13 protein-coding genes are annotated in these 11,651 nt (G+C 71.6%); 6 read left to right on the forward strand and 7 right to left on the reverse strand.

The window, feature by feature from the left end; all coding sequences use genetic code 11:
* The first annotated feature begins 5 nt into the window (after positions 1–5).
* Positions 6–926 (forward strand): LysR family transcriptional regulator, encoded by a 921-nt coding sequence (locus ABWI07_RS05280; RefSeq protein ID WP_149262820.1) that lies wholly within the window; start codon positions 6–8, stop codon positions 924–926.
* Between the two features lie 224 nt (positions 927–1,150).
* Here ABWI07_RS05280 and ABWI07_RS05285 read toward each other — a convergent pair whose 3' ends face one another.
* Positions 1,151–1,369: a hypothetical protein gene (locus ABWI07_RS05285; RefSeq protein ID WP_353817788.1), complete on the reverse strand. Its 219-nt coding sequence runs from the start codon at positions 1,367–1,369 to the stop codon at positions 1,151–1,153.
* A gap of 118 nt (positions 1,370–1,487) precedes the next feature.
* Here ABWI07_RS05285 and ABWI07_RS05290 point away from each other — a divergent pair, with 118 nt between their 5' ends.
* Positions 1,488–2,243 (forward strand): hypothetical protein, encoded by a 756-nt coding sequence (locus ABWI07_RS05290; RefSeq protein WP_353817789.1) that lies wholly within the window; start codon positions 1,488–1,490, stop codon positions 2,241–2,243.
* A gap of 13 nt (positions 2,244–2,256) precedes the next feature.
* Here the strand turns inward: ABWI07_RS05290 and ABWI07_RS05295 are convergent, their stop codons facing one another.
* Entirely contained in the window at positions 2,257–2,646 is a 390-nt protein-coding gene (locus ABWI07_RS05295; RefSeq protein ID WP_353817790.1) for a cupin domain-containing protein, read from the reverse strand.
* Positions 2,647–2,728: 82 nt separating this feature from the next.
* Between ABWI07_RS05295 and ABWI07_RS05300 the strand changes: the two genes are divergently transcribed.
* From ABWI07_RS05300 to phoA, 4 genes are all read left to right on the forward strand, one after another.
* Positions 2,729–3,670: a helix-turn-helix domain-containing protein gene (locus tag ABWI07_RS05300; protein WP_502912801.1), complete on the forward strand. Its 942-nt coding sequence runs from the start codon at positions 2,729–2,731 to the stop codon at positions 3,668–3,670.
* 103 nt (positions 3,671–3,773) lie between these two features.
* On the forward strand, positions 3,774–4,277 hold the full coding sequence (locus ABWI07_RS05305; RefSeq protein WP_160161103.1) for a SigE family RNA polymerase sigma factor: 504 nt from the start codon (positions 3,774–3,776) through the stop codon (positions 4,275–4,277).
* Complete coding sequence (locus tag ABWI07_RS05310) at positions 4,274–5,119, forward strand: hypothetical protein (RefSeq protein ID WP_353817792.1); 846 nt, start codon at positions 4,274–4,276, stop codon at positions 5,117–5,119. Before ABWI07_RS05305 ends, ABWI07_RS05310 begins: the two co-directional genes overlap by 4 nt.
* 188 nt (positions 5,120–5,307) lie before the next feature.
* Positions 5,308–6,687, forward strand: a complete 1,380-nt coding sequence (gene phoA / locus ABWI07_RS05315) for an alkaline phosphatase (RefSeq protein WP_149262826.1) — start codon at positions 5,308–5,310, stop codon at positions 6,685–6,687.
* Between the two features lie 64 nt (positions 6,688–6,751).
* On the opposite strand, the gene ABWI07_RS05320 is transcribed toward phoA, so the two are convergent.
* Genes ABWI07_RS05320 through ABWI07_RS05340 form a run of 5 tightly spaced genes read right to left on the reverse strand, consistent with a single transcriptional unit; the run spans position 6,752 to position 11,291 of the window.
* Positions 6,752–7,462: an ABC transporter ATP-binding protein gene (locus tag ABWI07_RS05320; RefSeq protein WP_149262827.1), complete on the reverse strand. Its 711-nt coding sequence runs from the start codon at positions 7,460–7,462 to the stop codon at positions 6,752–6,754.
* Complete coding sequence (locus ABWI07_RS05325) at positions 7,446–8,243, reverse strand: ABC transporter ATP-binding protein (protein WP_149262828.1); 798 nt, start codon at positions 8,241–8,243, stop codon at positions 7,446–7,448. The genes ABWI07_RS05320 and ABWI07_RS05325 overlap by 17 nt, the downstream gene beginning before the upstream one ends.
* Positions 8,243–9,238, reverse strand: a complete 996-nt coding sequence (locus ABWI07_RS05330) for a branched-chain amino acid ABC transporter permease (RefSeq protein ID WP_149262829.1) — start codon at positions 9,236–9,238, stop codon at positions 8,243–8,245. The genes ABWI07_RS05325 and ABWI07_RS05330 overlap by 1 nt, the downstream gene beginning before the upstream one ends.
* Complete coding sequence (locus ABWI07_RS05335; RefSeq protein ID WP_353817793.1) at positions 9,238–10,131, reverse strand: branched-chain amino acid ABC transporter permease; 894 nt, start codon at positions 10,129–10,131, stop codon at positions 9,238–9,240. Before ABWI07_RS05335 ends, ABWI07_RS05330 begins: the two co-directional genes overlap by 1 nt.
* An 8-nt stretch (positions 10,132–10,139) precedes the next feature.
* Positions 10,140–11,291, reverse strand: a complete 1,152-nt coding sequence (locus ABWI07_RS05340; RefSeq protein ID WP_149262831.1) for a branched-chain amino acid ABC transporter substrate-binding protein — start codon at positions 11,289–11,291, stop codon at positions 10,140–10,142.
* Between the last annotated feature and the right edge of the window lie 360 nt (positions 11,292–11,651).

The raw sequence follows: 11,651 nt of genomic DNA on the forward strand, positions 1-11,651 counted from the left end.
TGTTTATGGAACTTCGGCAGCTCGGGTACTTCGTCGCCGTCGCCGAGGAACGCCACTTCACCCGCGCGGCCGAGCGCGTCCAGGTGGCGCAGCCCGCGATCAGCCAGCAGATCCGCCGGCTGGAGGCCGAGGTGGGCGAGCCCCTGTTCCGGCGCGACCGCCGCTCCGTCGCCCTCACCGCCGCTGGGGAGGCGCTGCTGCCGCACGCCCGCGCCATGCTCGCCGAGGCCGCCAACGCGAAGGAGTCGATCGCCGCGTTGTCGGGCCTGCTCACCGGCAGTCTCGCGGTCGGTCTGGTGCAACCGCTGCCCGACCAGCGCGTGCTCGCGCTGCTGGGCGCCTTCCACCGGCGTCATCCGCGGATCCGCCTCACCCTCCGCGAGGACGAGACGGACGGCCTGGTCGCGGCCCTGTCCACCGGTGAGCTCGACGTGGCGGTCGTCGGCCAGGGCCCCGCCGACACCCCGCTCGCCGCCGAGATGGCCCCGCACGTGATCGCCCGGGAGGACGTCGTGGTCGCCCTGCACCCCGAGCACCCCTTCGCCGCCCGGGACTCGCTCACCCTCCACGACCTGCGGGACGAGCCTCTCGTGACCGCGCCCCGCAGCGGCAAGCTCCGGACCAACATCGAGGCCGCCTGCCAGCGCCTCGGGTTCGTCCCGAACGTGGTCGCCGAGACCCGCGACCTCACCCTCGTCCGGCAGCTCGTCCTCCAGCGGATCGGCCTGGCCGTCCTCCCGCAGTCCGCGCTCCAAGGACCGCCCGCACTGGCCCAGGTGCCGCTCGCCCGCCCCTCGCTGGAACGCCGGATCATCCTCGCCGCCCGTCCCCACCACGCCAGTCCGGCAGGCCGCGCCTTCCTCGCCATGGCCCACCGCCGCCTCCTGCCCGGCCAGCCCGACGCGAACAACGGCCCGGCGACCTGAGGGAACGCGGGTACGTGCCCTGATCGAGATCACGTGATGCTGAGCGCCCCGACCTGGTGGCGGTCTCACAACAGAGGCGGCAGGCCTTCCGGCGGCGGCGAGGCCGAGGCGAGCGTCCAGCTCCGGCCGATGGAGCGGCCGCCCACGGCAGACCCTGGAGGCGTGCGCTCGACGGACAAAGGAACAGAACCGTCTGCATGAAGCGGAAGGGTGCGTGACAATGATCACGACGGCAGGGGTGCGCACGTGAGGGGCGGCGGGTGGATCGCGGCACGCTGATCGCGGGCAGGTACGAGCTGGTCGAGCGGCTCGGTCGCGGCGGAATGGGCGAGGTGTGGGCGGGACGCGACCGCGACCTGCACCGGGACGTGGCCGTCAAGTTCCTCCCCGACGACGCCGACACCTCTCCCGACCTGCCGCACCGCTTCGAGCGGGACTCCCACGCGCACACCTTCACCGTCGCCCCGACCACCATGATCGCGCCGGCGGGCACCGCCTCTTACGGCGCGCCGGAGCAGTTCCTCGACCAGCGCGGCGACGAACGCTCCGACCTCTACGCCCTTGGCGGCGTCCTGTTCGCGCTCCTCGCCGGTGAGCCGTCTGCAAAGGTCACCGCGCGAGGCTCCACCGGAGGCCGGAGATGGGTTCGAGATCGGCTGGACCGGAGAGGAGCCCCCTTCCTCCTATACGGAAGCACTCAAAAAGGCTCCGGGCCCCCGCTGGATCCTTGTCGGGACGCTCGTCGTCCTCGCGCTGCTGATCATTTGGCTGGCAGTGAAGTGGGGAGACGATTCGACGAGCGATCCGTGGGGGTTCGCGGCCTTCATTGCCGCATACCCGGCATTCTTCTGCGGGGTCGGCGCCGTGCTGTACGGGATCTATCTCGCCTTCCGTACTCCGGCCTGGTACCGGCATTCCCGCGGACTGGCGCACCGCCGCCCATGGTCCCTCCGCATCGACTCGCGCGGCATCACCACCACGGATTCTCGGTGTGCCACCCCGTCCACGGGCCCCGCCGGGCGGCGCACATTCCTCTGGAACGAGATCGAGACGGTCTCGCTCGAACGCACGGCGGCCGGGCGGTACCACCGCTGCGACACCCTCCGCGTCCGGTTTCGCAGGGGGAGCCCGCACACCCGGCTCCGCCCCGCCGGGTGGATCGGCCTCGACGTGTCGATCCCCGACCTGGAGAAGGGCCAGGGTAAGCGCAGACCCGTCTGCGTCCTGGGCCCCATGTACGAGCATCAGCACGACGCCTTCATCGCCGCCCTGGTCCGACACGCGGGACCGCGCTGGAGCCCACAAACCGGTCCGTGACCCGGTCCGGGTGCTAGCCGAGGGCCCGCCCGATGGTCGCGTCGACGTGGTCCGGGACGTCGTCGTGCCGGTCGCCGACGCTCAGCGTCCCGGCCGGTTCGAACATGAGGATCGACGCGCCGCCCGGGGCGGACGGCTTGTGCTCCACGCCGCGAGGCACGACGAACACCGAGCCCTTGGGAAGGGTCACGGCGCGTTCGCCGCTCTCGTCGCGGAGCGCGATGGCGAATTCGCCGTCGAGTACCAGGAAGAACTCGTCTGTGTCGTCGTGGGCGTGCCAGACGTGGTCCCCGGCGACCTTTGCGACGCGGACGTCGTAGTCGTTCACCTGCGAGACGATGCGCGGGCTCCAGAGATCGGAGAAGGAGGCCAGCGCGGAGTGCAGATCGATCGGTTCGTTCATCCGTCCACTGTCACGGCTGGCCGCGGTCCGGCGTGAGTGCTAGGAATCGCATATGCCGCAAGGATCCTCGCATCGCGTGGTCATGATGGTCGACCGGGGTTCGAACCCGTTCGAGATGGGCGTCGCGACCGAGTTGTTCGGCCTGCGCCGGCCCGAGTTGGGCGTCCCGTGGTACGACTTCACGCTCTGCGCGCCCGGCCCGGTGGTGATGCATGCGGGCATGTTCACGATGTCGGGGATCTCGGGGCTGGAGGCGGTCGAGACCGCGGACACCGTGATCGTCCCCAATCGCCCAGACCCCGAGAACACTCCCGACGAGAGGGTCCTCGCCTCGATCCGCGGGGCCTCCGGCCGTGGCGCCCGGCTTGTGAGCTTCTGCACCGGCGCGTTCACGCTGGCGGCCGCCGGGGTGCTCGACGGCCGCCCGGCGACCACCCACTGGCGCTGGGCCGATCTCTTCCGGTCCCGCTTCCCGGCGGTGCGGCTCGAACCCGACGTGCTGTTCGTGGACGACGGCGACGTGCTGACCGCAGCGGGCAGCGCCGCGGCGCTCGACCTGGGCCTGCACCTCGTGCGCCGCGACCACGGCGCGGAGATCGCCAACGCGGTCGGCCGCCGCCTGGTCTTCGCCGGGCACCGCGACGGCGGCCAGCGGCAGTTCGTCGAACGCCCCGTCCCCGCGATCCCGGACACCTCGCTCGCGCCCGTTCTGGCCTGGGCGCGGGAACGGCTCGATCTGCCCCTGACCGTCGCCGACCTGGCCGCCCGCGCCGCTACCAGCGCCGCCACGCTGCACCGCCGCTTCCAGGCCGAGCTCGGCACGACCCCGCTGGCCTGGTTGAACGCCGAGCGGGCCGCGCTGGCGTGCAGGCTCATCGAGAACGGCGAGCTCCGGCTGGAGGCCGTCGCGCGCGCCAGCGGCCTGGGCACCCCCGCCAACCTGCGCGTCCAGGTGCGCCGCCAGACCGGCCTCAGCCCGTCGGCCTACCGGGCCCGCTTCGCCGCGTCGAACGCCGAGCGTTGAGCCGCGGCGCCCCGCCGTCCCCGATGCCGGGAACGAGATCATGCCAGCGGATTCGCCGGACGATCCTGCCAACCATCCGCGCGCTCTGCGGCGTTCAATGCTCGTGAGTGAACCGACGCAGGAAACCGCGTACGCCACGTTCGCGGCCGCCGCGTGGAAACGCCATTACGGCCTGGCCACGCTGCTGACCGGCGACGCCCACCGCGCCGAGGAGCTCCTCCAGGACTGCCTGGTGAAGCTGTACGTGCGCTGGCGCCGGGTCGCCGACGGCGACCCGGACGCCTACCTGAAGCGGATGCTGGTCAACGGCAACGTCAGCTGGTGGCGGCGCAGGCGGCGGGAGCTGCTGACCGACGCCCCCGAACGGCTCGACGCGCGTTCCAGTTCCCAGCGGGAGCCGGACGACGAGCTGCGCCGGGCGCTGCTCGTCCTGCCCCGCCAGCAGCGCGCGATCGTCGTGCTGCGGCACTACGCCGACCTGACGGAGGCGGCGACGGCCGACCTTCTCGGATGCTCCGTCGGCACCGTCAAGAGCCAGCACTCCCGGGCGATGAAACGGCTCCGTTCGACGCTCGCCCTCTCACAGACCGAGGAGATCACACGATGAGCGAGGACCGGCTGACCCAGATGCTGCGGTCGGCGACCGACGGGCACCCGATCCCCGAGGCGCCGATCGAGACCGTGATGCACCGCGGCCGACGCGCCAGGCGCAGGCGCCGCACGGCCGCCGGAGCGCTCGGCACCGGCGCGGTCGCGCTGGTCGTGGCCGCCGCCACCGTCGGCGGGAACCTCGTCCCCGGCGACGACGCCGGCCGTACGATCACCACCGAACCCGGCGGCGACGTCACCCTCGCCGCGGCGACCGAAGCCACGGCGGGCACGACGTTCCACGTGAAACTGACCTGGACGCTCAGCTCGCGCGGCCGGCGCGAGACCGTGGAGACCTACCGGGGCGCCTTCGACGCCCCCAACCGGCGCGGCTACCTGCGCGGCCCCGGATCGGTGCCGATGGAGCAGCGCTTCATCGGCGACGACACCTACGTGCAGCGCGGCAGGACATGGCGCAAGCTCGACCACGGGCTGAACGGGCTGACGCGCGGCACCACCGGCCCGCAGGAGCTGACCGCCGACGTCGGCCGGACGCTGCGGATGCTGGCCACGTTCGGAAAGGTGGTGTCCCAGGGCCGGACGGGCAGCGGGGCGGCGGAGGTGCAGACCTACGCCTTCGCCCACGTGGCCCGTCCCTCCGAGGGGTCGCCCGCCGGGCGGCGGGTCACCGGGACGGTCACGGTCGGGCTCGCCACCCGCAAGATCCAGAAGATCGTGCAGACGACCGTCATCACCAGCCCGCACCCCGAGATCGCCGACCGGGACCCCGTCCGATTCACCTCGGTCACCGAGTTCTCCGACTACGGGACGCCGGTGCACGTGACGCGTCCGCCCCTGTAGCGGCGAAGCGGGCGTCTCCGGACGAAGGCGGCCCCGGCGCGAAGGCCCGGGTCCGCCTTCGGGCGTCCACCCGGCGAGAGGTGCTGTCGACCGCGTCGCGCCACCGTTCGCCGACCGTTCACGTGTTCGTCGTGATCGACGGGCGTCGGCCTCATCTTGACCTGGTGATCTGTGCCTGTTCGTCACTCATGAGCCAGGAGGCCAGCCTTATGATTCCGGCTGCGAAGATACGGCGGACGGCCGCGGTCGTCCTCACCACGGGGGCGGTGGCCGCCGCGCTCGGCTCGGGGCTCGCGGATGCGTCCGGCGGGGACCGGACCCAGGAGGTCCGGCAGGCCGTGCAGGGCGGCAAGGCGCGCAACGTCATCTTGTTGATCGGTGACGGCATGGGCGACTCGGAGATCACCGCCGCCCGCAACTACGTCAAGGGCGCCGCCGGGCGGCTCGCCATGGACACGCTGCCGCTGACCGGTGCGTACACCACGTACTCGGTCAACAAGGCCGACCCGCGCCAGATCGACTACGTGACCGACTCGGCGGCCAGCGGTACGGGCTGGGCGACGGGTCACAAGACCTACAACGGGGCCATCTCGGTCACGCCGGACGGCAAGCCGGTACCGACCGTCCTGGAACTGGCCAAGCGGGCCGGGCTGCGCACCGGCGACGTGTCCACGGCCGAACTGGGCGACGCCACCCCGGCGGTGCTGGCCGCGCACGTCGCGGACCGCGGCTGCCAGGGCCCGGCCGACATGGCCAAGTGCCCCGCGCAGGACAAGGTCAACGGGGGGCCCGGCTCGATCGCCGAGCAGCAGGTGCAGACGGGCGCCGACCTCTACCTGGGCGGCGGGAAGGCCCGCTTCGCGCAGACGGTGAAGGCGGGGCCCTTCGCCGGCAAGACCGTGATCGACCAGGCCAAGGCCGCCGGATACACCGTCGTCACCGACGAGGGCGGGCTGAACGCGGCCAAGCCCGGCGGCAAGCTGCTGGGTCTGTTCGCCGACGGCAACATGCCGCAGGAGTGGACCGGTCCGGCGGCCAAGGTCGGCGGCACCGACCCGTCCAGGTGCACGCCGAACGGCTCCTTCGGCGGCCCGCACCTGTCGACCATGGCGTCCAAGGCCATCGGCCTGCTGGACGCGCAGACCAAGCACAGCCGCAAGGGCTTCTTCCTGCAGATCGAGGGCGCCTCGATCGACAAGCGCGACCACGCCGCCGACCCCTGCGGCCAGATCGGTGAGACGGCCGAGTTCGACAAGGCGGTGCGGGCCTCGCTCGACTACGCCCGCCGGCACCCCGACACCCTGGTGGTCGTGACCGCCGACCACGGCCACACCAGCCAGATCATCCCGCTGGAGGCGCAGAGCCCGGGCCAGACCGCCACTCTGATCACCGCCGACGGCGCCCCCATGAAGCTCAACTACGCGACCAACACGCCGGGCCAGTCCCAGGAGCACACCGGCACCCAGGTCCGGATCGCCGCCAAGGGCCCGCAGGCCGCGAGCGTCCTCGGCGTGACCGACCAGACCGACCTGTTCCGCACCCTCACCCGCGCCCTCGCCATCCGGTAACCCATCCCCGGGCGCGCCGCGTTCAAGGCCGGTCACACTCGTGTGACCGGCCTTGATGCCGTCTTCAGGCCGCGCCGCCCAGGTAGGCCTCGACCACGCGCGGGTCGACGGCGAGTTCGGCCGCCGGCCTCTCCAGGGCGCAGCGGCCGTTCTCGATCACGTAGCCGCGCCGGGCGATCCCGAGCGCCGCCCTCGCGTTCTGCTCGACCAGCAGGACCGCCGTCCCGTCCGCGGCGACGTCGCGGATGACCTCCATGACGGCCGCCACGACGAGCGGGGCGAGGCCCATCGACGGCTCGTCCAGCATCAGCAGCCGGGGTCCGGCGACCAGGGCGCGGCCGATGGCCAGCATCTGCTGCTCGCCGCCCGACAGCGTCCCGCCCTCCTGCCCGCGCCGTTCGGCCAGGAGGGGGAGCAGCCCGTAGACCCGGTCGATGCGCCTGGCCAGCTCGCGGCCGTCCCGCACCAGGTACCCGCCGAGCAGCAGGTTCTCGTGGACCGTCAGGGTGCTGAAGATCCGCCGCCCCTCGGGCACGTGCACCACGCCGCGCGCCACGATCGCGGACGGCGCCGCCCCCGCCACCGACGCGCCCTCGTACCTGATGTCGCCGCCGGACGGGCGGACCAGGCCGGAGATCGCCGACAGCGTCGTCGTCTTACCGGCCCCGTTGCTGCCCAGGAGCGCGACCGTCTCGCCTTCCCCGACTGTGAGCGACAGGCCGTCCAGCGCGGTCACGCCGCCGTACTTCACCGTCAGGTCAGTCACTTCGAGCACCGCGCACCTCCTCGGTCTCCTCCGGGGCGGCGTCGCGCCCGAGATACGCCTCGATCACCGCCGGGTCGGCGCGGACCTCGGCGGGCGTGCCGTCGGCGATCTCCTTGCCGTGGTCGAGCACCACCACGCGGTCGGAGATCTCCATGACCAGGCCCATGTCGTGCTCGATGAGCGCGACCGCGATGCCGAGTTCCCTGATCCTCCGGATCAGGTCGAGCAGCTCCGCCTTCTCCCCGTGGTTGAGCCCGGCGGCGGGCTCGTCCAGCAGCAGGAGGGCGGGACGGCGGGCCAGGGCCCGCGCGATCTCCACCCGGCGCTGCTCCCCGTACGGAAGGTGCCGCACGAGGCCCGTCCGGTCGCCGCGGAGCCCGGCGAAGTCGAGCCACTTGTGCGCCTCGTCGGTGGCCTCCTGCTCGCTGCGCCGGTAGCGGGGCGTGTGCAGCAGCACGTCGAACATCCGCTGCCGCAGCCACAGGTGGGTCCCGGCCCGCACGTTGTCCAGCACCGACAGCTCGCCGAAGACGCGGAGGTTCTGGAAGGTCCGCGACAGGCCGCGCGCGGCGATCGCGGACGGGCGCCGCCCGGTGATGTCGGTGCCGTCCAGGACGATCCGGCCACCGGTCGGCTTGTAGAAGCCGGTGACGCAGTTGAAGGCGGAGGTCTTGCCCGCCCCGTTCGGACCGATGATCGAGACGATCTCGCCCGCGTCGACGCGGAAGCTGAGCCCGCCGACCGCCTGGACGCCGCCGAACGCCAGCCGGAGATCTCGCACGTCCAGCATCAGGCACCTCCCGACCGGGCCGCCATGCGGGCGGTCTCGCGCGACCGGTGCGGCCAGAGCCCCTGCGGACGGCCGATCATCATCGCGATCAGCAGGACGCCGAACACGAAGAACCGGTAGTCGGCCAGCCCGCGGAGCATCTCGGGCAGCAGGCTGATCACGACGGCGCCGAGGACGACGCCGGGGGTGGAGCCCATGCCGCCGAGCACGACCGCCATCAGCACCAGGGCCGACTGGAGGAAGGTGAAGCTGGCCGGGGAGATCGCCGACAGCTGCGCGGCGAACAGCACGCCCGCGAGCCCGCCCCAGACCGCGCCGGCGATGTAGGCGGCCAGCTTGACCCGGTACGTGTGGACGCCCATGGCCTCGGCGGCGTCCTCGTCCTCCCGGACGAACCGCCACGCACGCCCGAGCCGGGACCGTCCCAGCCGGGCGGCGAGCAGCACCGCCACCGCGACGATCAGCAGCGCGGCGTAGTAGAACACCACCGGGTTCGCGACATGGTCGCCGAAGAGGCCGGGGATGCCGTAGATGCCGGAGGGGCCGCCGGTGACGTCCAGGTTGTTGGCGACGATCCGGACGATCTCCCCGAAGCCGAGCGTCACGATCGCGAGGTAGTCGCTGCGCAGCCGGAGCGTGGGACCGCCGATGACGATGCCGGCGATCACGGTGGCGGCGATGACGAAGGGGACGGTCGCCACCAGCGGCCAGTCCAGCCGGGTGGCCAGCAGGCCGCTGGTGTAGGCGCCGACCGCGAAGAACGCGGCGAATCCGAGGTCGAGCAGCCCGCAGTAGCCGACCACGATGTTCAGGCCGACCGCGAGCATCACGAAGATCACCGCGCTGGTCATGATGTTCATCGCGTACGGCGTCGCGATCGCGAACGGGGCGGCCAGCCCCACGGCGAGGCCGGCCCAGCCGAGGTGGCGGCTCTCCAGCAGACGCGAGAGCGTCGCCGCGCGGCGTTTCGCCGCGCGTTCGGGAACGGCCGCCATCACACCCGCTCCGTGACGCGCTCGCCGAGCAGCCCGGTCGGCCGCACGGTGAGGAAGAGGATGAGGAAGCCGAACGCGAACACGTCCCGCCACTCGCCGCCCACCCAGTGGGTGCCGAAGGATTCGAGCAGTCCCAGCACGAGCGCCCCGAGCATCGTGCCGGGAACGTTCCCGATCCCGCCGATGACGGCCGCGGTGAACGCCTTGAGCCCGATGATGAAACCCATCAGAAAGTCGATCTTTCCGTAGTAGCCCCCGGCCATCACGCCCGCGGCGCCGGCCATCGCGGAGCCGATGAAGAAGGTGCGGGCGATGACGGCGTCCACGTTGACGCCCATGAGCAGGCACGCCTTCGGGTCGAGCGCGATGGCCCGCATCGCCCGGCCCTGCCGGGTCCGTCCGATGAGCACCGTGAGGCCCGCCATCAGCACCACGGAGACGGCCATCAGCAGCAGTTGCTGCATCGTCACGCGCGCACCGAGGACAGTGAAGGACGCCCCGTCCAGGCGCACCGGGTAGACCCGCGGGTTCGGACCGGCCGCGATCCGGGTGCCGTACTCCAGCGCGAAGGACGCGCCGACCGCGGTGATCAGCAGGGACAGCCGGGGCATGCCGCGCAGCGGACGGTAGGCCACCCGCTCGACCGCCAGGCCGGCCGTCCCCGTGGTGACCATGGTGAGGACCAGGACGATCAGCAGCGCCGCCAGCGAGGAGGAGTGCACCAGCCCGCCCATCGCGCCGAGCATCGCGAACCCGGTGAAGGCCCCGAGCATGTACAGGTCGCCGTGCGCGAAGTTGAGCAGCTTGATGATCCCGTAGACCATGCTGTAGCCGAGGGCGACCAGGGTGTAGAACGAGCCGACGAACAGCCCGTTCCAGATCAGCTGTGCCATGGCCGCGCCTACTTCAGGGCGTCGCGCAGCGTGAAGGCGCCGCCCTTGACCACGAGGATCACGAAGCCGCCGTTGCTGAGCGTGTGCTGCGGGGTGAACTTCAGCGGCCCGGTGAAGATCGGGAAGCCGTCGACCGCCTCCAGCTCCTTCGCGATCTTGTCGCCGTCGGTGCCGCCGGCCTTCGCGATGCCCTCGGCCGCCACCCGGACGGCGTCATAGGACTGGGTGGAGTACGGACCGGGATCGCTGCCGAACTTCTTCTTGTAGGTGCTGATCCAGCCGCTCGCGCCCTCGATCGTGTCCGGGGTCTGCGTCATGGTGGCGAAGACGCCGTCCGCCGCCCTGTCTCCGGCGATCTTGATGAGCTTGGCGTCCACCGAGCCGTCCCCCACCATGAACCCGCCCGTGTACCCGGCCTGCCGGAACTGCCGCAGCAGGAGGCCGCCCTCCTGGTAGTAGCCGGTCCAGTAGATGAAGTCGGGGTGGGTCTTGAGGACGTTCGCGATGTTGGCGGAGTAGTCGCTCTCGCCTGGGTTGACGGCGTCCAGGGTCGCCTTGTCGGGGCCGCCCGGCTTGTCGAGCGCCGTCGCCGTCCGCGTCGCGATGTCCTTGGAGTACGAGGTGTTGTCGTGCAGGACCGCGACCTTCTTCGGCCCGCTCTTGGTCATCCAGTTCATCGCCGCCACGGCCTGCTGGTCCCCCGTCCCGTTGATCAGGAAGACGTGCCTGAGCCGCTGCGCGACCAGTTCGGTGGAGTTGGCCGCCGGAATGATCATCGGGATCTTCGCGCGGTCGAACACCGGCAGGGTCGGCAGCGTCGCCCCCGAGCAGTAGCCGCCCACCGAGACGGCGATCTTCGCGGCCACCAGCTTGCTGGCCGCCGCCACCGCGGTCTTCGGGTCGCAGGCGTCGTCCTCCACCCGGAGGCGCAGCTTGCGCTTGCCGACGCCGCCCCTGGCGTTGATCTCGTCCACCGCCATCTGGGCGCCGTTCTTCATGTAGGGCCCGATGTCGGCGCTGGACCCCGAGAGCGGGATGGCCATGCCGATCGTGATCGGACCGGAGTCCTCGGCGTCGTCCGAACCGAGCAGCCCCTGACCGCAGGCGGACACCGCCAGGGCCGCCGCTCCGAGCACGCAGCCCAGCGCGATTCTTCTCATCGGGTCTCCCCTCCCGACGCGGCGAACGCCGCCCCGATGTGACCTTGTACACATGACGTGTGACATTGCACTGTCCAGAACGTTCCACGTCAAGAGGCAGGCCAGACATAACGCCCAGGTCACAGCCCTGCCGGTCGGGACCCGGTCACCGGGTCATGCGTTCAGCGCACACCTCAGGACGGGAAGCACCCCAACTTGCGAGGGCTTCACCAGCGCGCTCCATCCGCCGCCGAGCACACCCGCACGGGAGGACCCGGCATTGCGCGCCTTATCTATATCGATAACTCCGGCATCCAGGTCCGAACGGCGCGGGTAAACCGCGGCGACACCGCCGACGTCTCAGGATCACTGAGGTCTATC

Source organism: Actinomadura sp. NPDC000600 (assembly GCF_040492135.1).
Taxonomy (GTDB): domain Bacteria; phylum Actinomycetota; class Actinomycetes; order Streptosporangiales; family Streptosporangiaceae; genus Spirillospora.

Excerpts from the sequence above, each read along its gene's own strand:
- ABWI07_RS05335 (WP_353817793.1), bottom strand. The coding sequence starts at position 10,131 with ATGGCACAGCTGATCTGGAACGGGCTGTTCGTCGGCTCGTTCTACACC.
- phoA (WP_149262826.1), top strand. The coding sequence starts at position 5,308 with ATGAGCCAGGAGGCCAGCCTTATGATTCCGGCTGCGAAGATACGGCGG.
- ABWI07_RS05340 (WP_149262831.1), bottom strand. The coding sequence starts at position 11,291 with ATGAGAAGAATCGCGCTGGGCTGCGTGCTCGGAGCGGCGGCCCTGGCG.
- ABWI07_RS05310 (WP_353817792.1), top strand. The coding sequence starts at position 4,274 with ATGAGCGAGGACCGGCTGACCCAGATGCTGCGGTCGGCGACCGACGGG.
- ABWI07_RS05300 (WP_502912801.1), top strand. The coding sequence starts at position 2,729 with ATGATGGTCGACCGGGGTTCGAACCCGTTCGAGATGGGCGTCGCGACC.
- ABWI07_RS05295 (WP_353817790.1), bottom strand. The coding sequence starts at position 2,646 with ATGAACGAACCGATCGATCTGCACTCCGCGCTGGCCTCCTTCTCCGAT.
- ABWI07_RS05330 (WP_149262829.1), bottom strand. The coding sequence starts at position 9,238 with ATGGCGGCCGTTCCCGAACGCGCGGCGAAACGCCGCGCGGCGACGCTC.
- ABWI07_RS05280 (WP_149262820.1), top strand. The coding sequence starts at position 6 with ATGGAACTTCGGCAGCTCGGGTACTTCGTCGCCGTCGCCGAGGAACGC.
- ABWI07_RS05325 (WP_149262828.1), bottom strand. The coding sequence starts at position 8,243 with ATGCTGGACGTGCGAGATCTCCGGCTGGCGTTCGGCGGCGTCCAGGCG.